Annotated in this window: 19 protein-coding genes; 11 read left to right on the forward strand and 8 right to left on the reverse strand. The window is 40.7% G+C overall.

Annotated features, from left to right (window positions below; all coding sequences use genetic code 11):
• The first annotated feature begins 378 nt into the window (after positions 1 to 378).
• From ABJK37_RS03870 to ABJK37_RS03895, 6 genes are all read left to right on the forward strand, one after another.
• Positions 379 to 1,152 (forward strand): hypothetical protein, encoded by a 774-nt coding sequence (locus ABJK37_RS03870; RefSeq protein WP_348350311.1) that lies wholly within the window; start codon positions 379 to 381, stop codon positions 1,150 to 1,152.
• A 107-nt stretch (positions 1,153 to 1,259) separates the two neighbouring features.
• Entirely contained in the window at positions 1,260 to 2,039 is a 780-nt protein-coding gene (locus tag ABJK37_RS03875; protein ID WP_348350313.1) for a flagellar basal body L-ring protein FlgH, read from the forward strand.
• Positions 2,040 to 2,137: 98 nt separating this feature from the next.
• Positions 2,138 to 3,247, forward strand: coding sequence for a flagella assembly protein FlgT middle domain-containing protein (locus ABJK37_RS03880; protein ID WP_348350315.1), 1,110 nt, complete (start codon positions 2,138 to 2,140; stop codon positions 3,245 to 3,247).
• A 498-nt stretch (positions 3,248 to 3,745) separates the two neighbouring features.
• Positions 3,746 to 4,759, forward strand: a complete 1,014-nt coding sequence (locus ABJK37_RS03885) for a LacI family DNA-binding transcriptional regulator (protein WP_348350317.1) — start codon at positions 3,746 to 3,748, stop codon at positions 4,757 to 4,759.
• 246 nt (positions 4,760 to 5,005) lie between these two features.
• Entirely contained in the window at positions 5,006 to 6,139 is a 1,134-nt protein-coding gene (locus tag ABJK37_RS03890; protein ID WP_348350319.1) for a pectinesterase family protein, read from the forward strand.
• Positions 6,140 to 6,291: 152 nt separating this feature from the next.
• Positions 6,292 to 7,278, forward strand: coding sequence for a family 43 glycosylhydrolase (locus tag ABJK37_RS03895; RefSeq protein WP_348350321.1), 987 nt, complete (start codon positions 6,292 to 6,294; stop codon positions 7,276 to 7,278).
• A gap of 636 nt (positions 7,279 to 7,914) precedes the next feature.
• On the opposite strand, the gene pelA is transcribed toward ABJK37_RS03895, so the two are convergent.
• The 6 genes from pelA to ABJK37_RS03925 form a co-directional block, all read right to left on the reverse strand.
• The gene (pelA, locus tag ABJK37_RS03900) at positions 7,915 to 9,822 is read right to left on the reverse strand and encodes a pectate lyase (protein ID WP_348350323.1); all 1,908 of its coding nucleotides are present in this window, start codon (positions 9,820 to 9,822) and stop codon (positions 7,915 to 7,917) included.
• Between the two features lie 39 nt (positions 9,823 to 9,861).
• Entirely contained in the window at positions 9,862 to 11,328 is a 1,467-nt protein-coding gene (locus tag ABJK37_RS03905; protein ID WP_348350325.1) for a DUF4038 domain-containing protein, read from the reverse strand.
• A gap of 157 nt (positions 11,329 to 11,485) precedes the next feature.
• Entirely contained in the window at positions 11,486 to 12,166 is a 681-nt protein-coding gene (locus ABJK37_RS03910; protein ID WP_348350327.1) for a LamG domain-containing protein, read from the reverse strand.
• Positions 12,150 to 13,763 (reverse strand): pectate lyase, encoded by a 1,614-nt coding sequence (locus ABJK37_RS03915; RefSeq protein WP_348350329.1) that lies wholly within the window; start codon positions 13,761 to 13,763, stop codon positions 12,150 to 12,152. Before ABJK37_RS03915 ends, ABJK37_RS03910 begins: the two co-directional genes overlap by 17 nt.
• Positions 13,764 to 13,822: 59 nt before the next feature.
• Complete coding sequence (locus tag ABJK37_RS03920; RefSeq protein ID WP_348350331.1) at positions 13,823 to 14,206, reverse strand: VOC family protein; 384 nt, start codon at positions 14,204 to 14,206, stop codon at positions 13,823 to 13,825.
• 89 nt (positions 14,207 to 14,295) lie between these two features.
• Positions 14,296 to 17,004, reverse strand: coding sequence for a TonB-dependent receptor (locus ABJK37_RS03925; protein ID WP_348350333.1), 2,709 nt, complete (start codon positions 17,002 to 17,004; stop codon positions 14,296 to 14,298).
• A 620-nt stretch (positions 17,005 to 17,624) separates the two neighbouring features.
• Here ABJK37_RS03925 and ABJK37_RS03930 point away from each other — a divergent pair.
• The 3 genes from ABJK37_RS03930 (at position 17,625) to ABJK37_RS03940 (ending at position 21,983) form a co-directional block, all read left to right on the forward strand.
• Positions 17,625 to 19,079: a hypothetical protein gene (locus ABJK37_RS03930; RefSeq protein ID WP_348350335.1), complete on the forward strand. Its 1,455-nt coding sequence runs from the start codon at positions 17,625 to 17,627 to the stop codon at positions 19,077 to 19,079.
• 155 nt (positions 19,080 to 19,234) lie between these two features.
• Positions 19,235 to 20,416 carry a sialidase family protein gene (locus ABJK37_RS03935; RefSeq protein ID WP_348350337.1) on the forward strand — a complete coding sequence of 394 codons (1,182 nt, stop codon included), beginning with the start codon at positions 19,235 to 19,237 and terminating at the stop codon, positions 20,414 to 20,416.
• Positions 20,417 to 21,095: 679 nt separating this feature from the next.
• Positions 21,096 to 21,983, forward strand: a complete 888-nt coding sequence (locus ABJK37_RS03940; RefSeq protein ID WP_348350339.1) for a helix-turn-helix domain-containing protein — start codon at positions 21,096 to 21,098, stop codon at positions 21,981 to 21,983.
• Between the two features lie 69 nt (positions 21,984 to 22,052).
• Here ABJK37_RS03940 and ABJK37_RS03945 read toward each other — a convergent pair whose 3' ends face one another.
• Both ABJK37_RS03945 and ABJK37_RS03950 read right to left on the reverse strand, forming a co-directional pair.
• A complete protein-coding gene (locus tag ABJK37_RS03945) occupies positions 22,053 to 23,036 on the reverse strand; it encodes a TIM barrel protein (protein ID WP_348350341.1) in 984 nt (327 codons plus the stop codon).
• A gap of 73 nt (positions 23,037 to 23,109) precedes the next feature.
• Positions 23,110 to 23,901, reverse strand: coding sequence for a DeoR/GlpR family DNA-binding transcription regulator (locus ABJK37_RS03950; protein ID WP_348350343.1), 792 nt, complete (start codon positions 23,899 to 23,901; stop codon positions 23,110 to 23,112).
• Positions 23,902 to 24,107: 206 nt separating this feature from the next.
• On the opposite strand from ABJK37_RS03950, the gene ABJK37_RS03955 reads away from it, so the two are divergent.
• Together ABJK37_RS03955 and ABJK37_RS03960 are read left to right on the forward strand one after the other, a co-directional pair.
• Complete coding sequence (locus tag ABJK37_RS03955; RefSeq protein ID WP_348350344.1) at positions 24,108 to 24,947, forward strand: transketolase; 840 nt, start codon at positions 24,108 to 24,110, stop codon at positions 24,945 to 24,947.
• Positions 24,944 to 25,945 carry a transketolase C-terminal domain-containing protein gene (locus ABJK37_RS03960; protein WP_348350346.1) on the forward strand — a complete coding sequence of 334 codons (1,002 nt, stop codon included), beginning with the start codon at positions 24,944 to 24,946 and terminating at the stop codon, positions 25,943 to 25,945. The genes ABJK37_RS03955 and ABJK37_RS03960 overlap by 4 nt, the downstream gene beginning before the upstream one ends.
• The last annotated feature ends 2 nt before the right edge of the window (positions 25,946 to 25,947 follow it).

Here is a 25,947-nt window from a genome sequence, read left to right on the forward strand (position 1 = left end):
CGTAACTTAAAAACTACTCATTTGATTTTAGAGTTTTTGCTTCCATAGCGGCATTAAAATCAAACAACGATTTACCTCTCAACCACAAAAAAACACTGCCTAAACTCATTTTAAATAGATGATATATATCACTACTTTAAATAGCTAAGAATGTCTTTTACCTCTCACTGGGAAGTGTATAAAAAGAGGCCTTGGGGTGCAATAAAGTATTCAGTCAATTGAAAATTTCAGTGCACAGGACTATCCCTTTGTCTTTGGGGGAGTAGACACATGATGTAAGGCGTTCGCTTATAGGTCTATGCAAAATTAAATACATCTTTTAGGGAATATGCTCGTTAGTATCATTCAAAATTTGAGCGACAATGGGAAGGACTAGTGATGATGAAAGGTATAGAGTCTAGCTTTGCTAATGATATTAACCAACAAGCAAAACTCGAAAAATCCAACAACGATGAAAATGTTTTCACCGACAGCTTAAGCTATTTCAGAGACTTATTAAGTGACTTGAATCCTTTTGCAGAGGAATCTGCAAATTTAAATGCAGACAAAGCGACAAAAACAGAAAAAGCAGAAGCTTTGAAAGACAAAATCCCCCTCAAACTTAGTGTCTTTCCGGACGAAGCCTTAGATATGGTTGAAGAAGTATCTAGGAGCGTATTTCAACCTGATTCAAATGATACACAACAGCTAAAAATTGACCTCAGTGACATTTCATCATTACAACAAGTTCTAGCTGATTCACTAAAAGCATCACTATTAAGCAACAAAACATCTAGCGATACTGGAAGTTCGAGTCTGCAAGTAGATAGTTCGAATTTCTCGTTGCTAGGGGCTGCTGCATCAAGCTTTTTAGAATCGGCGAGTGGTGTCAATTTAGGTATAAATGGAAAGGTTATTGAAGATGTTCGTGGTGTGATGAACCACGAACCAATTCTAACGGACATATACAAAAATACTATTGAGACTAAAGACAAAGTCGAAAAACAAATAGATTTATTCTCTTCAGTCACTAACGGTTTATTAATTGGGGGGCCGGCAGGGGCAGTATTTGCGATTACAGACGCTGTTACCCATGAAATAACAGGCAATACGCTATTTGAAAACTTTTTTGAGTTTGGCAAAGAAACATTCAATGACTTCTTGGGGCAATAAACGTCCAAATAATCATTACTCAATCAGTCAATTAAACCTCAAGGCTAATAAATCACCAGAGTGAATTAGTTTTAGCCTTTAATTTATCGTTTTTGGAGATAACCACTATGAATTTCTGTTTTCTTAGAGAGCAAGGATATAGTCAATTATTGGCTGTTTTCATACTGACTCTTATATTGGCTTCATGCCAAACACTCCCAAGTAGCCCAGAAAAAGAAGTCGTCCTAGATTTGCCTACAAGTCCAGATTCTCAATCAACGCCTCTTGAAACACCAAAAGAGGACACACAAGTTAAACAAGGTGATCCACGTTACCGGCCAGTGAGAGTTTCGTCACCTCAAGCAATCACAGTACCTACAGGCTCGCTATTTAATCAAAACAAGTACGTAGGGATTTTTTCACATAAACGTCAATATAACATCGGCGATATGGTTCAAGTATTGCTCGAAGAAAAAATCAGCGCCAATAAACAACAGAGTCTAAGTAAAGACAATGATACACAACTAAGCTTAGACCCACGTGTTACCGCGGGGTTTATTCGTGTTGATGGGAATGATTTGAGCATTAACCACAACCAATCTAGCTCGTTCAGTAGCTCTTCAGATAGTAAGCAGTCTAATTCATTAAATGGAAGCTTAAACGTATTCGTAAATGAAATATTAGCGAACGGAAATCTTGTCGTTTCAGGTGAAAAGTGGATAAAGTTAAATATTGGCTCTGAATATATCCGTGTAAACGGTGAACTGAGAGTAGAAGATATTGATCCAGATAACACCATCAGTTCGACTAAAATAGGCAACCCTCTGATTGAATACAGTGGCAGTGGTGCTCCCCAAGATAATCAAGAAGAGTCTTTGATTGCTAAAATACTATCTGTTTTCCGGTAAAGATGACGATGCAAAACTTCACATTGGTCTTAAACCTTGTGCTGCTTCTATATTCTGAATTCGCTTACGCTGAAAACTGGATCCATGGGGAGGCTCACATGAAAATATCTGATGCACCCTTTGAAGATATTAGACAGATGACAATTAAAAACGCATTTGCAGATGCCTCTTTTAAAGCAGGCGTAATGGTCTCTTCCGAAGATATCATGCTTAATGGTTTACTGGTTAACAGCAAAGTTGTTTTCCAGTCACAAGGAATGCTTAGGAGGGGGGAAGTGTTAAGTGAATCAGTAGACAACGACATACTCTCTGTCAGAGTTAGGGCAGATATACGATATGAAGAGAGCTGCAATAATTCTAAATATTTGAAAAAGGTGCTAATAACCCATTTTCAACTAGTCAAACCTAAGCAAGCTTCCATTGGCGCCTTATATGACTTTCCAAATCATGCTACTAAGAGGTTTAAACAACAGTTAGAGTCATATTCCAATAACCCTAATCTACTTCTGTTAAATAAATCGTTTACCAATACAAACATACTCAATGGCGTAGAAAGAGACGAAATTGTACGTAAAGCCAATTTTCTAAGTCGCGACACAGGGTATCAGTATGCAGTGTTCGGTGTAGTACGCGACATCAGTACCTTTAACCGCGTTAAAAAAGAAACCTTTGGTGAAGAAGTAACGACAAGAAGAAATTTTACGATTCGGCTATACGTACTAGATATTTATCATAAAGATATCGTTTACGAAAATTCCTATCATACAGAAGCGGATTGGAGCTTTGGTATCAATAGTGAAGTTGATATGAACAGCAGTATTTTTTGGCAATCGGACTTTGGAAGAGCGGTTCTCAATACTATCAGTTATGCGGTAGTTGATATTGACGAAGTAGTAGGTTGTGCAAAATCATATGGGCAAATAATACATAAAACTGGCGATGGGCTTGTCATCAATTTGGGGAGCAAACATGGCTTGAAACTAGGCGACAAGTTTACAATCAATCGAGTAATGACTAATAGCAACGATAGCAGGGTATCAATGATGATGATTCAATCTATTCCTAACTCTTTGGTGGAAGTTTTATCTTTAGACAATGAAACGGCATTAGTGTCTTCAAAAAGTATAAACGCATCAACAATGGCAAATTTATTCGACTTAGTAAGTCCTGCGAATCCCTACCATGATACAGATAAGTCAACGTATTAGAAAAAGTGTTTGTCTCTTAAATCTGGTTCGATGACACCGAGTAATTTAATCAGCGACAATTAACAGTTAAATATTACGATGTGTTGATGACACACAAACGTAGTTGTACGCGGTACCAAATTTTATTCAAAGAAAGGTTGTATCGGCGTTTCTGAAGCGATTCCTAAAAAAGAAGAATAGCCGCTGTAAAGACCTTCATGAGCATAAAATCAAAAGAAAAGTGCAGGTTGATAATCAGCTGAAGCGTTAAAACGCTTGTCTAAAGAAAATAAAGTCTTGAGGCATGAATAAAGGAGTTTTAAGAAAGACCTTGTTCAGGATAACAACGAAACTAGGAGTTATTAATCATGCTAATTGTAAATAGTTTTTACATTGTTTTTCAATTAAATTAGGCGCTGAGAGACGGGGGATATAAACTCTTACAAATGGGCTGTATTAAAACAACACCAAGGTGTAGAAACAGCTAATAGCTAGTTAATAATAAAAGTGAATTTTTGTATGCAAAAACGTTCCACTATAAATGATGTTGCTAGACTTTCTGGGGTGTCAAAGCGCACAGTATCGCGGGTCATCAATGGCGCAACAAATGTCAGCCAAACTACAAGGGAAAAAATAAATAGCGTCATCGCTGAATTGCAATTTTCTCCAGATAAACAAGCTAGAGGGCTGGCTGCAAATCGTTCATATTTATTGGGTTTGATCTATGACAACCCAGATGCAATGTATATTGATCAAGTTCAACGAGGTGTTTTAAAAATTTGTTCAGCTAAAGGATATGAGCTTGTTGTTCACCCTTGTACGTACAAAAATAGCGATTTTATAGAAGATTGCAGTCATTTTGTTAAACGTTCGAACATTGATGGAGTGATTATACTTCCGCCTGTTTCTGAGTCTAAAGAATTGGCTAATTCACTTAGAGAACAGAAAATTAAATACGTAAGAATGGCATCAGTAGATTTAGATGATTACGCTAATATGGTGGTATCAGATGATCGTGCTGCATTGTGTGATTTAGCTCGCTATTTAGTTTCATTAGGACATAGTAATTTTGCAGTGATAAGTGGTCCAAAACATTTTTATTCATCTACTGAGCGTTTAGAAGGTTTTTGTCAAACATTGGATTTATTAGGAGTCGATATTCCTGACGAACGAATTATAGAAGGTGAAAACAGTTACGAGAGTGGTATTGAATGCGCACGACAGTTATTACAGATTAAACCTCGACCACAAGTTATTTTTGCTAATAACGATGAAATGGCAGCCGGGGTGCTGAAGGTGGCGCATGAAATGGGTATTAGTGTGCCAGAACAATTATCAATTGCGGGTTTTGATGACAACTTATTGGCCGCTCGAGTTATTCCTTCACTCACAACAATTCAGCGACCAGTATCTGATATGGCCATACTAGCTGCTAAAAAAATTATTGCCAGAATTGAAGGGGCAGAGTTGACAGAGGAAAATTACTTAGTCAAACCGCGCCTTATGATCCGTGAATCTACACGAAGTCTTTAAAGTTCAACCCATATTGATGATGGCGTTCCTTATTTAATTGAACGTTGACAGTAACGTCTTTTTTTTACACAATGCTACCGGTGGCATTTGGGTGGTTCTATTCCTAAGGTCAAACATAAGGCATTGGCTCATTCGATATCAGTTTGGCATATTGTCCATGAATTTTGCTTATTCGATTCCTATTTGACTCAACTGGTTGAAATGGCAAATCAATTTTTTTAAAGAAACTAGTACTAGTGAAAGGTTATGAATTTGAACGTGAATGGAGTTTGGTATTGTTTGCTGTGTATTGCGTTCAGCGCTTGCCAATTTACTCAGCCTCCAGCTTTTATAGGGAAGAATGCCATTGTCAGTATTGAGGATGTTGATACGCAACTGCCTGTTTTTCAAAAAATTCAAGAAGCAATAGATTCAGCGCCGGCCAATGGTGAAACGTGGAGCATAGTGATACTTCCTGGTGAATATAACGAGCGCGTGGTTATTAATCGAGATAATGTAACTTTACTGGGACAAGGTAAAATTAAACCTCGCATTGTGTATGGCAGGTATGCGGGGCAAAAGGTGCATGCCCACAGTGAGGAAACCTGGGGAACATTCAGAACGGCCACTCTAGAAATTAACGGCAAAGATATCAGTCTAGTTAATTTAAGAGTTGAAAATAGTTTCGACTACCCAGCAAATGAAAGGTTAGCAATAAACGCTCCAAATAAAGTACGTGGTGAGCAGGCGGTGGCCTTAAAAATTGGTAAGCGAGCAGACCGAACGATTATAAGCAATAGTCAGTTGTTGGGTTATCAGGACACATTGTATGTCAATGGAGGGAGAAGTTATTTTAAAGGAGGGGAAATTCATGGCCACGTGGATTTCATTTTTGGCAATGGCAACGCATTGTTTGATGGTGTGGATATTATATCCAGAGCGCGTACTAAAAAAGTTGAGCACAGTGGCTTTATTACCGCCCCAAGCACACTGCTTTATAACGAATATGGTTTCACTTTTGTCGCTTGCCGATTGCTTAGAGAAAATGGTGTTGCCGAAGATTCGGTTCCGCTCGGTAGACCTTGGCACCCGACTACGACCTTTTCAGATGGGCGTTATGCCAACCCGAATGCAGTTGGCAAATCCGTTTTTATTAATACTTTTATGGATGCACATATTAGCCATGATGGTTGGACAACTATGGGAGGAACTTTAAAGGATGGAACTCGAAAGCAGTTTGACCCAATAAATGATGCTCGTTTTTACGAATACAAAAGCTTCGGTCCAGGAGCAAAAGTTAATGACAGTCGGCCGCAATTAATGCCCGACCAAGTCGAACAATATCGCATAAATACAATACTTGAAGGTTGGGGGAAGCGCGTCAATTCAATTGACTTTTGATGGTGCACAAGGAATTGCTCAATGGGGAATCGTCATGTACTGACGAATTTACTACAACAATTACTATTGATGATATTACCACTGAGTAATATTGTTATTTAATCTGACACCCTGTGAATGCTAATTTAGAGGATGTTTTATGGGAGAAAATAATGGGTAAAGTTTTATTTGGTTTGGCTGTAATGAGTAGCTTTTTAATCAGTCATTTAAGTTTTGCTAACAATCCTCTTAACTTTGGCAGTGATATAAAAACGGCGGATCCATCGGGCCACGTATGGAATGATGGGAAAATGTATTTATATACCTCCCGAGATGAAGAGTGCCAAGCCGATTTTTGGATGAAAGATTGGCATGTGTTTTCGTCAGAAAACTTAGAAGATTGGACCGCCCATGGTCCAGTACTATCGCTCGATGACGTGACTTGGGCTGACAATTATGCATGGGCTCCCGATGCGGCTTACAAAAATGGAAAATACTACTTTGTGTTTCCTGCTGGTACGGGCCACAAAGACCGAGTCAACCCTGAAAAAAGTACTAAGTGGATGGGTATTGGTATTGCTGAAAGTGATTCTCCCATAGGACCCTTTAAAGATATGATTGGGGCACCGTTGTGGAAAGACCCCTATTCTAATGACCCTTCGTTATTTATTGATGATGACGGTAAAGTGTATTTATATGTACATGCCCAAGAACATGATTATCACGTAGTTGAATTATCTGATGACTTACGAAGTGTTAAAGTTGAGTTGCAAAAAATGGATATGGGAGGATACGAGCCTAAAATGGAAGGTCCTTGGGTATTTAAACGAGGTAATTATTATTATTACACTATGCCAGAAAATAATCGTACGTTGAGCTATTACATGGCGAAGTCGCCTAAAGGTCCGTGGCAGTATAAAGGTGTGTTTATGGAGCAGGAGCACAATGCCAATAACCATCACTCAATAGTTGAATATAAAGGTCAATGGATTCTATTTTACCATCGCTGGCTTAAAACACCTGAATCAAGCTGCAACTCACTGCAACGCCATAGTTCAGCTGAATATTTATACTTTAATAATGACGGCACTATAAAGCCTGTAACCAGAACGTCTAACGGTGTGAAAGATTTTATCAGTCGTACACTGCAGTCAAAGTAAAAGATTTAAATCACAATTTGCGGCAAGATTCTTTCGTTGAATTTATACCAATTCATCTTATCAATTAGTCGCTGGTGTTCTCCCTTTGGGCGAGGTTTAAAAGCACCTACGCTGCGTTGCTCGAACTTACAATAGAATAACTATTGCTTCATTCGAGCGCCTTGATTAGGTGATTTTAAATCTCGCTGAGCGATCAATTGTTAGGATGGATTGGTATTAACCAAAGAGTTGTGCCTTTCTTAAAGCTGAAAACGGTAACATTTCGGTGTTTGGTAAGGTTTTAGTATGTACAAGTGGCTTGTTGATATCGCTCCTTGGGGAGCTATTATCTAGTGTGGGTAAAGGTTGACGCTACGTTCACAAAGTATGGTGGTTAAATAGCTACTTCATCATTTAACACAATGGAGATAATTTTTTGGCGACTATCGGAAACAACTGCTTAATCGGATGATCTTGAGATGACAAAGCTAAGGCTAGGGTCATTTGGTTACTAAGCTTGTAGTTAAGTTTTTTGTTGAGAGTAATGGGGCACCGAATAATTATGAGATGCTCAATAGTCTTAAACACCTCAATCTATTGTGTTGCGACGTGCCGCTAAAAGATTATGTTCGTTTATAGGTTATAGCTAATATTGAATCACAACTTAACGATTTGTTTGGATTTCCAATTGGGGTAATCGTCACTGATTAATTGTTCTGCCCAATATCCGTGATAAGCATAACCGCTACGACGCTCATATCCGACTTTATGGAATTCATAATTGAAGACTGAATCCCTATCTAGATAAATAGGACGGTTACTCCCTAGCTCATAAAAACGCGCCCACAATCTAGGGGCATTTTCATCAGCAACTAAAGTGGCCTCGGTACGGCCATCTGGATTTAAGTTTTTTTGTAATCTGACACCTTTGAGTACCGATTCCTGCAACCATGCGACTGCACTTTCAACACTGTTAATTATCTCTGGTGAAGGGCGCTCAATGGACATTAAAAAGCGCACTATGCCAACGGTTTCGCTACCGGATAACGAAGGCGGCTCGTAAGCTCTTGCCCATGCTGGTTTAATGGTCTGCTCGTCGTACTGAGCCGCCCAAGAGGTTAATTTACCATTCTGTCTCACTTGAGATTTTAGAATGAAATCCAGACCGCGTTGCAATGCGTTGCTTGCTTTTGCTTGTTGGTCATCACTAATAAAGGCGTAGCGTGTTTTATTTTCTGTTACGTCTTTTAACAACGCCATGACTTGGATCATAGCGTCGTCATTAAAAGTGACGCGTGAATAGTATTCTTTTCCACGCAGTGGCCAGAACTGCGGCCAACCCCCGTTGTCGTACTGTGCAGCAAACAGGTAATCTAAGCCCTTAGTGAATGACGCTTTATATTTGTCATCATCTGTTGCTTCTATCATCCGTGCTAAAAACTGCATGGGTAAAGTAGTGGCGTCGTTATCGATAGTATTAGCGCGGCCGCTGCTCGATGGCGGAACGTCTTCTAACGTTAATGGTGGGCGCGCGAGATCGGTACTTTTAGGAAAACCGCCTTCTGCCGATTGATATTGAATGACGCTATCAGCAATGTTTATTGCTTGTTGAGAGCTAAACCAACTCTTGTCCTTATTAAGAAAATCTTTTGTCCAGATATGTTTTGCTTTTACGCCAGAGGTAAAAGGTTTTTCAAGAAACCCTTCGATTAAGGCAGTAATCTCATTATGACTGCGGCTTTTCGGGGCAAAGCCAATAATGGCAATATGCTCATTGCCACTCATACCTTGCACTTTATATTTGTGCTCTTTACCGGTGCGGCCGAAGCTATATAAGTCCATGTTGTGTTGGCCATTTGGGCGAATTTGACGATGATTTTCATTCGGGGCGTCATCATCAGGACTTTTGGCAAAAAACATAACGTTATTCGCTTTGGGGTCACCCATGTATATCCACTCGGGTGTAAAATCCCAAAATTCGCCATTAGGTGTATGTTGCTTGCCATCGGCTGTCACAAAATAATCATCTTGGTCAGCGGTTCCACCCGTTACGGTTTCCAATAAAAAGTGATACTCGCCTTCAGATTTCAGGACTTTAATCGAAATATGATTAGTGAAGAAATAATACTGGAAAGTGAATTTACCGTTAGTTGATTCTAAAATAACGACATCACCTTGCGTTATGCCGTTTACTATTTTGGTTGTTGAACCACTATCGCGACCAGCATGCCCAAAATTTCCGACACTGTTGGGGAAACCACGGAAATCGCCATTGGGACCAGGGGGTAAATAAGAGGCGATCCAGTCGTTTCCTTCGTTATCGAGAAAGCTTTTAAATCCTGATACTCCGTTACCTTTTTCAAAATAAACGGTACCCATTGGCATGTCTATTTTATAACAGTCAGTACCGTGCCATATCACTTCAGATAGTCTGACTTTATAAGCGTTAGCATCAATTGGTTTATCTACTAAGCGGATCTCACCCAAGGGGGGTTCTTGCGTTAATGTACATCCAGCACAAGACACCGCTGAAATGAGTATTAAATTTCTAATGATTGAATTCATTTTTTTTCCAAATGTGCGTTTTGAACTTATTAATTAAATCTAAAGCGTTGCCTTTAAGACAAGAATGGCATCTTCCCACTTTGAGGGCGGGGCTAAGCTTTTTGATTCATCTTTAGAAAATGACGCTATTTTTTGAACTATTCCATCACGAGGTGAGAACCAATAGGCTTGCGCTGAAGTATTCAAAATATTGTTTACTTGAGTATGTGAATTATTAGCAAAATAAACTAACGCCATATTCCCAGAAGTGGTAGTAACAGCTGTTTTTAAGGCTTCGTTTAATCCAGTGGCACCAATTACGGCTCCATTTGGTACCCATTCATACCACTTGTGCTCTTGTAAAAATGCTTTGGCGGTAACCGCAAATTGTTTTGCGCCTGGGAAGTCAAGTGCCTGCTGCCACGTATACCCGCAGTTGTAATCACCTCCATTACTACGCATTGCCCAAATGGGCGCTGCGCCGTACGTATGACCTGCACCACCTGCAAAATAGGTTTGGTATATTTGTCGACGTGCAATGAGTGGCGTGACCCAACCACATTCATGACGGTAAGTGCCATATTCATAGGACCCCTCTAAAAATAATGTTGGTTTAATTGGGTCGGCTAATTGATAGTCATCAACCATGGCGCGGTATACATCATCAACCTCTTTCCATACTTCGACTCCGTTAGCATCTAGCCATGGGTCATTATGGAACCATTGAGATGAACTATATGGATAATCACCATTCGGATGGTAGGTCATGAAGAGTGCATCCCAGACCGAGCTAGCTTCATTCCATGTTACTTTTTTGCCCGTTACACCAAAGGCCAAGCCCTCTGCCATAGCTCGATAAACAGATCGATTATCATACTCAGAAAAATTCTGATTCTTATCATAGGCTGAGAATTGTGCTTTTGTATCGCCCCCTAAAACCCAAATGATGTGAGGTTCGTTTTTGTAACGTCTACCTAAGAATGTGCCATAAGCTTTAGCTTCTGCATCGTTATATTCTTTGGTGCCGGTAATGAGTTGGCTTCCCCAAGTGGGGAGTAAGGCTAAATACATGTTACGTTTCTTTACCGCATTTATCACGTAATCAGCGTTATCCCAATAGTCATTAGGCGCTTGGGGCGTTCCTCCCTTTATAACTAAAGGTTCCGCGGTATTAGGATGCTGCTCATCGCCAGTAAAAGGACGGTGTCCGTATGCATTTGGGGCATTGTCGGGGCTTCGCTTCATACCACCTCCATGTGGCGACCAGTGGGCTACGGCTTGTATAACATTAAAACCTAGTTTTTGACGATGATCCAAATACAGGTCAACTTCTTCTCGGGTGAGTTGCTGAAACATCGCCCAGCCAGTGTCCCCAACCCATAAAAAAGGGGTTTTATCACTATGCTGGATAATGTGGCTATTCTTTGATACTTCTAATTTACCATGCTGTTGCCATGGTGCAGTGGACTCAGCGTAAAGTGGGCTTGCTAATATTAAGCTGAAAATAGCGATAACATAACGTTTCATCAGTTAACCTTATAAATTCAAGTGATCTTGGTATTAAAATCGTTTCAATGGTTATAATAAAGGTGTTTTTTGTCAATTGGCATGTAATAAAGATCGTATCCTATCTTTTGGGGTGCTATGACTCAAAACATTCGATTGCTTATTTAACTTTGTTTGATTAAAGGGTTTTGACAGATAACATCTCTCCTGCAGATAAAGCTCGGCTGGTTGCGCGTAATAGTTTTATTTGTCCATGAAAGTAATTAACCTTATTCATTCGTGCGCCGACTGAAGTCCTCGCTTCGGCAGGTAAAGGGGAGAATATTAGGGTGGCTTCTAACTCTTTGTGACCATTTACAAAAGAGGTAAATTTACCATCTTGGTAGGTTATGGCGATATTAGCCCAGCGGTTAACAGGATGAGTTAGTGTTGAGTCGATTAATGCATAATACGAGTCGCCATCTCTCAGGAAGGCATCAAAATACCATCCTTGTTCATTGAAGCGCATTTCTAGGGTTAGCCGATGCTTATCGTTATTCGGGTCTTCTATATGGACAATTCGAGGCTCATGCCCATTTTTGCTAGGAGGGAAGGGTTTAACTAGTAACTCTAATGTGAAATTTTGCATTCCTGTAAGAATATTACCTGCGATTTGCAAGCGATCTATGGTGCCATCAAATTGTACCACTTGTGTATCTGAAATAGGCACAACCTTTGGTTTCCCCTCAATGGTCGCTGTGTTGCCGGCAATCATTGTTAGATTATTAAACTGCCAGAGCCTGCTTCCTTCTGCACACAAGTTACAAGAAAACATGAGCAAACTACTGAGAATGGAAATTTGTTTAATGAGGTTGTGCATGTTGTTGCTCCAAATAGTTGAGTAACACCGACATGTTTTTTAAGTAAGTTTTAAGGGTTATACCTTCGGTGGGTGTTTTGCTTTTGTAGGGAGACGTGTCGTACTGATCACCTACATGTGTTGTTCGATAGTCACCGTTGGCAATACTATCAACTGGCGCAGGGCCAATATATGGATTGGTAGTATTGTTCAGTGCACTGGGCCAAAAACCTTGACGGTTTAATGCTTGCACTATTGTTTGAACATCTGTTGCGCCTTCTGATGCAACAAATCGCGATATAACGTATTTACGCGAAAGAGAAGGCAAATTTTCAAAGATGAGGCCTGTCTGGTTTCCTGTTGGATCCATTGGGCTATTTAAAACCGACTGATAATTTTGGCGCAACTTATCCACGTTAACTCTGCCAATGGAGGGATAATGAGAGACTTGATATTCCGGTTCATAGTCTATGAAATATTCACCATTAATGACATTTGACCCTCGACGATGTAGGTATAAGGTTTTTCCAGTACCTAACTCCACCATGCGAGGATGCGTTCTACCATCACGAATTAACTCAGGTGCTAACTTCAGAGAATCAAGCCAATCCAGCGTGGCTGGGATCCCTGCTAGATACTTTTTGTTACCTGTAAGCTGGTAAAAAACGAGTAGTAGCTCAAGGTTATTAACGGTAGCACCAACCGACACAGAAGGGGGCTCATAGCTTCTTGCTGAAGCTGGTTGCAAGTCCAATGTATATTGCAACGCCCAGCCTGGTTGTGGAGGGGCCAGCTTGAGTTTAACAAATGCATCCATGCCTTTATGGACGGCTGCGGTTAATTGCTTAATAAGATCATCGTTTTTTAATGATTGTAGGCAGTACAATAGAAACTTCATATTGTTGTTGGCGACGTCATCATTAAAGGTTATATCGCGGGAATAATCTGCTTGCCCTTTAACTGAGAATGCTTCGGTTGGAGGATAGCGTTGTGGCCAACCTCCAATGTCGTACTGACTTTCCAATACAAACTGAATGGCTTTATTTAAGGCCTTTTCATATTCAGGTTGTTTTTTTTCTAAATAGAGGCGCAGTAGAAAAACAGACGCATCGAAGGTACCCGCATCATCAAAAGTGGCATTGCCATAATAATGATGGAACTCTTCAAGACGCCACCCATTGCTACCTATTGTCTCATACCATTGTTTTAGCGAGTCTTCTCCGGCTAAATCGAACATATAATTCCAACCACCGCTAGGATGTCGGCCTTTTATTAATGCTGAAGCGACTTGCTGTGCGGCCTGATAGTAAAATTCATCATTGGTGATATGGTAGGCATCTAGATACAAATGCCCCATGGTGGCGGTGCCTGGAGGTTGCACCCAGACCATAGTGGGCTTGGCTTCCATTTCTCCCCAACGTCTTGAAAAATCAGGTAGGTATGACCAAACATAGCCCCCTTTATAACTGACGGTTTGTGTCATGAATGTGGTCGCTCGTTTCATCGTGTCTAGCGCCGCAATTTCGAGAGTATTAGAGGATTTTGCGCTAGTGTTATTTGCAAAAAGTAATGAAATACATAGAAACAAGAAATAGAAAGATAATGCTGATTTCTTCACAATTTTACCGTTAAATTTTGAGTGAGTAATTGACTTGATACTTGCAAACTGGGCAGAACCTAGATCATCGGTGTGCCACGTTTACATAGCTGGATTGAAAATCCCCATGGATCTTTGAGCATTTTTAAATGAGAGCCATCAGATAGTGTTACTACATCAACAACTTTTGCACCTGCGGCTACTAGCTTGGCGGCATCGGTATCGGGATCAGCTGACACAAAGGCTAAGTGCACAATGAGTGGATCCATTTTGTGGTAGTCGGGTACCTGATCACTGGGGTTATTATAAATTTCAATCATAACCTGACCGGTTTCATCAGCCAAAAAGTGTGTGTGTGGTGCTTGGGTAAACTTGTGCTTAACACTAAAGCCGAGGTGTTCACAATACCAAGCAGCAATACTGATGGGGTCGGATACATTAAAAGCAAAATGCTCTATTTTCATATTGAACTCTATTTTGATAAATGACGGGGACAAAAAACCCGGCGGGTAGACCCTTACCGGGTTGTTTTTTCATTTAGCGTAAAGCTAGATTACATTTTATAGCTAACACCAAATTGAACTGTCATACCTTGGCCATTGTTGATGTCAATTAAACGACCATCCATCCACTGAATTTCAGTTTCCTTGGTAATGTTAATTGCTTCTAAATTTAAGCTAAGTTGCTCACTCACCTGGTAACCCAAAGAAATATCAATGTTAGTTGTTGGATCAATCGTACGCCATTTTTCTGAGTCAGATGAACCTAGGTTGCTGTAATATTCTCCGCGATAAGCGGCAGAAATACGGGCACTAAATACGTCGTCTTCCCAGTATAAAGTGAAGTTAGCTGATTCATCTGCTTGACCTGTTAGTGGACCTTTACGGTCAGTACCATAGGAAATTTCTGAGTCAACAAAGGTCAAGTTGGCGATAACACCAAATTTCTTCATCCATTCAGGGCCAGGCAAAAAGGTTAGCGGTTGTTGGTATTGAATTTCAATTCCATCCAAGTCACCACCGGCACCATCTTCTAGACGATTAACTTCAAAATCGGCGTCTTTCAAATCACCCACTTGAGCGCCTAGCAATGAATCATCCAGTCCTAAATCCTGCCAGTTTCTCACAGTAGTGATTGTTTCTGGGAAGGATTCGATATCTTTCTGGAAGTATGCAATTGAGACCAAAGCGCCTTCTGCAAAATACCATTCTGCAGTTAAGTCGATAGTGTCGGCTTTAAATGGTGCCAAGAAAGGATTACCTGAATTTACTTTTGGCTCACCAAAGGTAGTAATACTGCCCGCAGGGCTAATATTGCCTAAACCTGGACGTGACATTACTTTGGCCCAACTTGCACGAAGCACTAACTCTTCATTGGGTTCTAATGCTAAGTTAACCGAAGGTAAAGTATTACTATACTCGTGATTAACCGTAACAGTTTCCCCACTTAAAATACCTGTTGAGGCGAGATCGGTTTTAACATGACGAACCCCCGCATCACCCCGCAAAACCATGTCACCAAGCTCAGCATTGAAGTTGGCTTGTACATAATAAGAGGCACTGTTTTCTTCGGCATTACGAATGCTGCCATCGACATCACTAAAGGGGAAACAACCCGCATCTCGAACTTTTACATAAGCTGCGTGGTCGGCGACAAAATAAGTGTCGTTGATATAGGTTTGTACTGAACCATCGGCTGCAGTAACCGCCGGAGATACACCACAGGCATTATCGATGTTATATGGATTGTTGCGACGTTCTCGATATACGTCCATTGCGTAAAGTTCATCGGCATAACCAAATGCAATACTTAACTCGTCAAACAAGAAATAATTAAAATCGACTTTCGCTGTTCTGGTTTCAGCTTCAGAATTGGTAACATCATTACGTAACTCCGATACTTCCCAGTTAGCAGGGTTAGTTAAATCGAAACTATAATCGATAACCGGATTTAACATATCGGTAAAATCCCAACCTACAGTCGCTGAATTATCTGCATAGGTGATATTTTTACGTTCGTCGTTATCACTAAAGTGTTCGTAAATAAGACTATCGTAATTACTGTAGCCTTCTGAGTTTGACTTACCGAGTAACACCGTCATATTGAAATCATCGGTAATTTCTTGTTCTAAGTTCAGGGTGACTTGGTTGAAATCCCCTTCGGCTTGGGAAGAAACATATTCCGAACGGATATCCGTATCAGCAATTGCACCCACAATGATGGTGTCGGCAGAATCCACAACGTCCAAACGGGCCCAGTCAGACTGCTGTAAACCAGTACTACCAGTGCGCGCTAAACCAATAGGAGTTAATGCAGGGCCAAAGGTATTGGTATTGTTTTCTGAGTATAAAATATCGAGCGTCAACTGTGTGCTGTCAGTAGGTATCCATTGGAAGCTAGAGGTTAAGCCTGTGCGCTCTAGATCGGACTCACCAAAAACATAACGTGGAAAACGAGGATGCCAATAGCCTGCAGGAGGCTGGTTAGCAGGATCTCCATCGGCACATGCTGTACAAGTGCTTAATACGTCATCTTCCCAACGACCGGTGTTTGGAGCATCACTGTAAACACTTCTCTCAGAATAGGCCGCAGAAAAAACCGCGCCAAAAGTGTCATCGTCATTGGTCCAACTTACTACAGCTGATGTTCGCGGACTGGTATCGCCAGATTCACTGCTATAAGATCCTTGCACGTTAACAGCAAAAACATCTTCCGCGTAATCAAATGGGCGGGCTGTGTACAAACCTACAGTTGCACCCAAAGAGCCTTCGTCCATTGATGCATTCGTTGTTTTATGTACTTCGAGGCGATTAAATAACTCAGAAGCAAAGGTGTTGAATTGGAATGTTCGAGTACTAGTACCACCAATAATTGACTGAGTTTGCATGCCGTTTAAGTGAGTGCGAGTAAAGCTTGAGTTGAGACCCCGAACGGTGATAGTACTTCCTTCGCCATTACTGCGACTAATGGCAACACCTGGAATGCGCTGCAATGAATCTGCTAAGTTTTGGTCGGGGAAATCGGCAATATCTTCAGCCATGATGGTATCAACAGAACCTGATGACATGCGTTTCGCATTTAGGGCCAATCCCAGGCTGTCTGCAAAACCTCTTGCGACGACTTGAATGACCTCGTAATCATCTTTTTTCTCTTCTTTTGTTTCTGCTTCTTGAGCTTGCAACTTTGTGCTCGCAAAACCAACTAATAAGCTGCTAATAGCAACACAAAGCGATGTCTTTCTGTACTTTTTGTAATTTTTCATTGGCATGTTCTCTTATTTTAATTGTTTGTTTTTTTGTGTTTTAAAAGTCTATACAACACTACATCTCTAATGATTCATGGAAGTAACATCTTAAAATCAAATGAAAATGTTGTTTTTGACTGATTTTTGAGCTTTGCTACCGGTGGCATAAACATATCTTTGATGTAAATGGTTTGTCAATAGTAAATTTAAAACTAGTTAACAGAATGTTTGTTTTGTTGCTTTAGATTGTTACCTGAATACTAAACTATCGATTATCGCATCTCAGCAATAGTGATTGAATTTCAATAAGTTAGTAGATTGAGTGAAGATAGATCATTATCACTAAACTCGTATTTTTATTTATTTGAAAATTTTACATTTAAATATCTAAGGTTAAGATTACTAAAGAGTCTTAACGTGCTATATATCTTAAATTATTACTGTATGGTAGTGTTTTGGTGAGGGTGTTTCTGATATGAGACTTTTTTAACTTGGCGTAAATATCATGTGAGGAAGGGCGTTAACTCACTTATTTGAGATAGGTTTAATTTTGATTAAGTCTATTACTTCTGCTAGCTCAAATAAGAAAATCATAAAAGGTGTTTGTTAATAAGATGTGTATTTTAAGTTTTAGAGTAATGCGAAAGTTATATTTCTATGGTGTATTTTTAGTACTTTTTTCATGTAGTAGTGAGCCGTTATTGCTGGATCGGACTAATAGTGGCTCTGAAGTGTCAAATAATGTTACGCAAGACACACCTCGGCTATTAGCCTTTCCTACAGCAGAAGGCTACGGAAAATATACAGTGGGAGGGCGAGGTGGTGAGGTATATCTCGTCACAAATTTGAATGATTCGGGGCAAGGTAGTTTGCGACAAGCTCTTGAGGCATTGGGTGCTAGAACCGTCATTTTTAATGTTTCTGGTACGATTGAATTAAAAAGTGACTTAGCCGTTGATAACCCATATTTAACTATCGCAGGTCAAACTGCTCCCGGTGATGGCATTACGCTGAAAGACTACCCATTGTTGATCAATGCCGATGAAGTGATTGTCCGCTACATCCGTGTCAGACTTGGCGGTGAATCGGGTGAGGACGTTGATGCCATTACCAGTCGTTATACAAAAAATCTGATTCTAGATCACGTTTCGGCAAGTTGGAGTGTTGACGAAACACTGTCCATTTACCACGGCGAAAATATCACTGTTCAGTGGTCAGTGATTTCTGAAAGCCTATATATGTCGAACCATATAAAAGGTAATCACGGTTTTGGGGGGATATGGGGTGCTAATTACAGCAGTTATCATCATAACTTAATCGCTCATCACTCCAGCCGTAATCCTCGTTTTGCCTCAGGGTCTGGTAACACAGACTTCCGTAATAATGTCATTTATAACTGGGGGTACATCGGTACTTATGGTGGCGAAGCCCAACAACAAGGCAAACCTCAATTTAGTTTTAGTCATATTAATATGGTAGCTAATTATTATAAACCCGGCCCGGCCACTGAGCCCGGAGCTACTCAACATCAAATTGCCAATCCATGGTCAAGAAACAAAGCTGAAGATTATGGTAGTTGGTACGTTGCAAACAATGTGATGGAAGGAAATGCAAAAGTAACTGCAGACAATTGGCAAGGAGGGGTGCAACCTCAAGATGGTGAAGCGTTTATCAGTGGTTTAAAGCTTGAACAACCATGGCCTGCGATGGCTATTAATCAGCAAAGCGCTGAACAAGCTTATCTGTTGGTGTTACAACACGCAGGCGCTTCTATACCAGCAAGAGATGCGGTTGACCTACGTATTATTGATGAAGTGCGTAACGGCTATGCGACTTATGAAGGAGCAACCTATAAGCAGCAACATAATGTTGCTGATTTGAATCAGAAAGTTGGCATGATTGATACCCAGAATGATGTAGGTGGCTGGCCAAAGCTAAGACGCACAGTAGTGCCTGTTGACACGGACAGGGACGGGATACCTGATGATTGGGAGCGTAGTCATAATTTAGACCCTAACGATCCTGCCGACCAAAATCATACCGACAAAGAAGGGTATACCATGTTAGAAAAATACATTAACAGCTTTGGATAATTAGCTGAACATGATTAGTTCAAACCTTTGATAGGTAGGTTACTGAAAAATATACTAATTTTAAATTTTAAGCATTATTAAGTTTGTGTCCAGGTGCGTTGAATAAAATGTTTTTCTGTTCTTCGCACCTTTTTTTAATTCTGTAAGGAGTGAAAATGCCTAAGTATAAGGCTCTTGGAAATATTGTTTTAGTCTTTACCTCAATGGTGATAGTCATGGCAGCAGAAGCAAAACAATTAGCGCCGTTTTATCTCAAGAATAACAAACTATTTGATTTTACCCAGCCTGCCACATTGGGGCTACATTTTGCAAAGAATGTAGAGACTTTTGATGTATTCAAAGCAACCCCAGACACCAAGAAGTATAATCATGGTGCTGTATTACTGCCTTTTAAAGGGAAATTGTTTATTCAATGGCAGAGTTCTGCAGTTGATGAAGATGCAAATGACACCGCTATTGTGTTTAGCATAAGTGAAAATGGCAAAGATTGGGGGCCGGTGAATTCGTTAGTCAGCGCTAGAGAAAATGCGATTGTCACTAATGGTGGTTGGTGGAGTGACGGCAACGAGCTTATCGCATTTATCAATGTTTGGCCTAAATCACTCAAACCTAAAGAAGGTTATGTTGAATATATTCGTAGCCAAGATGGTCAACACTGGAGTCAACCTCAGCGTTTAAAACATGCCAGTGGTGAAAATGTCGCAGGTGTCATTGAACAAGACTTGCGACAGCTACCCAAAGGGCGAATTTTGACAACGATACATGCGCAACCTGGTTTGATTGCAACTCCATATTATACCGATGACCCGTTGGCAATAAGCGGGTGGCAGGCTGGGAAAATGCAGAATTTACCGCATCAAGGTCAGGTAAGTAGAGAGTTGGAGCCTAGTTGGTTTATCAAAAAGGACCAGAGTATTGTGATGGTTTTTCGGGATCAGGCTAGCAGTTTCAAAGTGCTGGCCTCGCAAAGTGTAGATAATGCCGAGAATTGGACAACTCCTGTCGAAACTAATATGCCAGATTCTAGAGCCAAACAAAGTGCAGGAAACCTTCCCGATGGTTCCGCTTTCTTAGTTAATAACCCTAGCGGTAGTAAAACTCGTATTCCTCTGACCGTCACTTTGAGTGACGATGGTAAGGTATTTGATCGAGCTTTCTTATTGCGAGCGGGTGATAGTGATTTACCTGAACAACAATTTCAGGGGAAGTATAAAAGAGCGGGATTTTCTTACCCGAAGAGTATCGTTTGGCAAGGTTTTATTTATGTAAGTTACGCGGTAAATAAAGAAGACATAGCGGTGACAAGAGTACCGGTGTCCGCTTTAGTTTCAGATTAAGTCGTATTATGGGTTTCGCGCTAGTGTCTTAAAGTTCTTAGTTAGTCAACAAAACTAGTATGGTTAGGCCTATATTCGCCGCAAACCGATTCTGTATGTATCAATCGCGTTGGTCCATATAGCGCACCTGTTGTCATTTGGGACAGTCTTTAGTTTTATCAGTTGTAAAATTGTTAGTGGCCACCCCAGCAACCCCAATTGGGTTTAGTGGGTATATTTAAGCCGTTTTCACTTTTTATTACAGCCATTTTGAAAGGGGAATGCCATTGCTGCATGACTGCGCCTCGATTGAAAACGGCTGGGGCATTCTGAGTGGGTAGTTATCATTACGGATTGATATAAGGTTCATTTTTAATTAAAAACGCAGATGTGCATAATAGTTATATGAATAAATTTTGGTTTTAATTTAGTCCGGTATTATAGCTCTGTGATAGTCCTATTACAGACTTAGTACAAATTTCTTTAATGCAATACTATGCATCTAAATGTCGTTGTCTATTTGATAAAAATCTTTTAATAGAGGTATTTGTTAGCTCTTTTAAACAATTTATGTTATTTAAATTTACAGCAGACAGGCACTGTTAGTTCAATACGCGATATGCGATTAAACAACGACTTCGTCTTCATACTGCTCCGCTCTTCTTTAGCATTACGTTTACTTAAGGACATATCATTTAAAATGGTTGGTAAAATTCATCCACTTTCGTTTGACCCAAGTCGCCCGGACTTTTCACCTTACGGATTAACCTGCGTACATTGGAAACCGTCCCCAATGCCACGTCCTGACCATCATAGTGAAGTGGAATTGAACTTTTTAAAATCCGGCTCAGTAACTTACTTACTCGGTGGTAAAAAAACGGTTGTGGAAGTGGGAAAACTTAGTGCTTTTTGGGCAGCAATTCCCCATCAGATTATTGATTTTACTCCCGATACTGTTTATTTGGTGGCGACCATACCATTACATGATTTTTTGAATTGGCAATTACCTGAATATTTTGTCGAGCAGTTAATGCATGGGCGATTTTTGAGCGATATATCCAGCGATAGAAGTCAATCAGATGGTCGCTTATTTGAACATTGGGTTGAAGATCTTCAAGCTCCTACCTCTGTTATTGAAAAAGTTGTGTTGCTGGAAATGCAGGCGAGACTTACTAGAATGGCTTACAACTTAACGGATGAAAATAAGGGAGAGTGTTTTACGTCTATTGCTCAATCAGGGTTGAACAAGGTTGAGCAAATGGCCTGTTATGTTGCACAGAATTACACCGATAAATTGACGGCTGCGCAAATCAGTAAATTTGTTGACCTACACCCCAATTATGCAATGAGTTTGTTTCAAAAAACTTACGGTACAACATTGAATAATTATTTAACGCAACACCGAATTTCTCATGCTCAGCGTTTATTAACAACCACTGACTTGAAAATTACGGATATTGCGGTGCAGTCAGGGTTTTTAACGATTAGCCGCTTTAACGAAGCCTTTGTTAGGGCCTGTGGCTGCTCTCCAAGGGACTATCGGAAATCACACAAAATGACAGAAGGTAGTCGCAAGCGCCGAGCATAAAAGCTAAAAAGCAATTGACTCAGCGAGAAACACCTAATGCCATGTTAAGTTTGGTGCCAAGTGCAGAACTTAGTAGGAGCTAAATAGGGCTTCTCGCGCTAAGTTAAGGGCAGTTACAGCGTCTTGTTTGTGTTGCGCAGCTTGCATTGCTTCAAAATCAAGTTTATCCAGCGCCCTTTCAATCGTTTTTAGGAAGCCAATCGCACTATTTGCTGCAGCCACAGAATCTTCTCTAAATGGAAATTGATCTAACTGCCATACACCTTCCCAGTTGTTTTTCCTCAATGTGTAGAAAAACTCAAATAGTTCAATTGGGTGTACAGAACCGGCGATAAGATCGTCATCCCAGCTACGGAAGTTGTCATTAACATCCATACCGAATAAACGACCGTGATCAATGGCTAATTGCGCTGCGTCAGCAGGTGACTCACCACCATAAAGCGAATGACCAAAATCGAGTAGAATACCTACATTGTCTAGTCCCATCTTTTCGATACCTAACAAAGTACGAGATACACTGTCATAACTCATGTGGGCACGTGGTTCACGGGGCTTATACTCAATTACAAATTTAAGATCCGGGTTTTGGCTGGCTACTTCAGCAATACCTTCAACACTACGTTTCCAAATTTCTCTATGGTCGACTTGGAATGGGTAATCCCAGCCATCTTGTCCTGGCCATAGTTTGACATAGTCAGCACCAAAGCGACGTACAACATTTGCAGCATCGTTCACCATTTCATTCGCTAAACGACGAACACCCGCATCGGGATTAGTAAATGCTCCTTTAGAGAATTGTCGCGTGTATATCTCAGGAGTAATACCTATTACAGACAAGTTGTTTTTCTTTAATGCGACTTCAACCGCGTCCAAACTAAGAGATGAGTCAACAAATGGATAGTTGATATCAACCACAGACAAGTCATCGACTTGACCCGCTAAGTCGATCATTTCGAGCAAGCTTTTTGGCGGACCGTAACCATCCGTTGCGTAACGGTCAACATAGGTTGCAAAGTGCCAAATCCCAGCACCAAATTTTTGTGTACTCTTCATAACTATTAATTCTCCAATGACATTTTATTAAGTTTATTATTCGCTAATGTGTTATTGGGTGTTTAATGTGCGGTTAATTTGCAATTATCACCTGAACACCAGCTGTTTCTATTGCTAAGCGGTATTCGTCTTGAATACCACTATCTGTAATCAATATATCTATGCTTTCCAACCCACCAAGACGACAAAAAGAACGAGAGCCTATCTTGCTTGAGTCAGCGACTAAAATGATGCTTTGTGCTGCATCCATCATTGCTCGCTTAACTGCAATATCCGACATGGATGGATAGGTCAGCCCGTTTTCTATATCCAAAGCCGCCGTAGCTAAAAATAATTTTTGCGCAAACAGACCTTTAAAATAGTCTGCCGAGCGCTCACCACTGAGTGATAAAGTTGGTGCTTTGAAATGCCCGCCACTCATATGCACATCAAACTCTGGTTCAGCGCCTAACATTAACGCTATGTTCAGTGCGTTAGTGATTACCGTGACCTCTTTTTTGTCAATTAAATGCGACGCGACGGCGGTTGTAGTTGAGCCAGAATCAAGAATAATTGTTTCACCATTGCTCACCAGCTTAGCGGTAGCCTGTCCAATTTTTTGTTTAACATCGGTATTTTCTTGATGCCCTAATGCCATCGAACGCACTTGGTCAGGTACTGACTTTAGAAAGGCGCCGCCATGCTCTCGTACAACGTGTCCATCGTTTTCTAATTTTTCCAAATCATGGCGAACCGTTACTTCAGAAACGCCGAATGCTTCCGCGAAAACACTGACTCGTTCACTACCTTCTTCTCTTAACCAGTCCAACATTTTATTGCGGCGAATTTCGCCAAATTGTCTACCTTTTGGCTTGTTATCCTTCATAAATTCATTCCTTTCAATGTGAGTTAATAACTGCCCTATGCATTAACACTGTATGAATATCTCGTTAGTTTGTATGGTGCTTCAATTACCTATGGAGGTTAATTCGAAAGTAAGCGAAAGTCGAATGGTTACGAAAATAACTAGTCATTAATTAATAAACACTATATAGTGAATCAAAACAACATTAAAGTACCTGAATAGTAATTATGTATACAAATAAACAACTCGCCCATAAATCGTTAGAATATCGTCGAGATACTTTGAAATGGATCAAGCACGCAGGTGCAGGTCACACGGGTGGAAGCCTGTCCTGTTTAGATATTTTGAATGTGTTGTATAACCGTATATTACGTGTGTCACCGTCTACATTTTCGTCAGCAACACGGGATCGCTATGTGCAAAGTAAGGGGCATTCTGTCGAGGCATTATTTGTTGTGCTGGCGGAGCAGGGGTATTTTCCAGAATCGGAATTAGAAACCTTGTGTCAGTATCAGTCTCATTTTGTTGGTCATCCAACCCGTAAAATACCAGGTGTCGAACAAAACACCGGGGCGTTAGGCCATGGTTTGCCGATCTGCACAGGTATGGCAATAGGTGGAAAAATGGATAATGCCGACTTTCGAGTGTTTACTTTGTTAGGTGATGGCGAAATCGCAGAAGGTTCGAATTGGGAAGCGGCGATGGCAGCCTCTCATTATAAGTTGGATAACCTTACCGCGATTATTGACTGCAATACCTTGCAAATAACTGGGCGTACCGGTGATGTGATGAATAATGAACCCTTAGCAGAAAAATTTGAGGCTTTTGGTTGGGCTGTAAAAACAGTTGATGGGCATGATCTGCAGGCGTTAACTGAGGTGTTGGAAAAACCCTTGGAATTAGGTAAACCCACGGCAGTGATTGCTAAAACGATTAAAGGTAAAGGTGTCAGTTTTATGGAAGATGTCGGTAAATGGCATCATGGCGTGCCTAGTGATGATGAATATGCCCGTGCACTGGCTGAAATTAATTTAATGCTTACTAAGTCTCAGGAGATATCGCTATGAGTGCGCCAGCGCCATCAATGTATAGTAAAGAAGCTAAAGCGCTAGCGGATAAAAATGGTTTAACGCTGGGACGTGCGAATCAAGAAGTATTTTCGGAAACGCTCCAAGAACTCGCAGCTAAAGATAAACAAATTACTGTGGTGACCAGTGATTCACGTGGTTCAGGAAAATTAGTTCCCTACGGGCAAGCATTGCCTAAACAAATTGTTGAAGTGGGAATTGCTGAACAAAACCTAGTAGGAGTTGCTGCAGGGCTTGCCTCTGTAGGGAAAAATGTGTTTGCTATATCGCCAGCGTGTTTTTTGACTGCCCGTTCTTTTGAACAAGTGAAGAACGATATTGCTTATTCAGATAATCCGGTGACATTAGTAGGTATAAGTGCCGGAGTTAGTTATGGTGCATTGGGCACGACTCATCATTCCTTGCATGATTTAGCCGTGTTAAGAGCGGTAAATAACCTTACTATTATTTCGCCGGCAGACAACGTTGAAACCAAAGAAGCGGTAAAAGCGGCAGCGACTATGTCGTCGCCTGTTTATTTACGTTTTGGTAAAGCGCCGCTATACAATTTACCTGAAACGGGCGATTTTATTGTCGGTAAAGCACGTGAAATACGCTCCGGTGACTCTGCTGCCTTTATTGCCAACGGTGAAACAGTTATTCATGCTTTATTAGCGTCAGCCTATTTACATGAAACACTCGGTATTAATTGCCGCGTTATAAGTATGCCTACCATCAAACCTCTTGATAATGATGCGGTGTTAGCTGCAGCGCTTGATTGTTCCGCAATAGTAACGGTTGAGGAACATATGGTTAATGGTGGTCTAGGAGAAGCTTGCGCCGCAGTGATTGCTCAAGCTAATGTCACAACCAAGCTAAAAATCTGCGGCATTCCTGATGAATACACAGTAACTGGCAGTCAAGCGGATATATTCAGGCATTACGGCATTTCTATGGAAGGCCTAGCGCAAACTATGCGTCAATTGTTGGGTTTATAACC

Origin of the sequence: Paraglaciecola sp. (genome assembly GCF_039964565.1) — a bacterium.
In the GTDB taxonomy this organism is placed as follows: domain Bacteria; phylum Pseudomonadota; class Gammaproteobacteria; order Enterobacterales; family Alteromonadaceae; genus Paraglaciecola.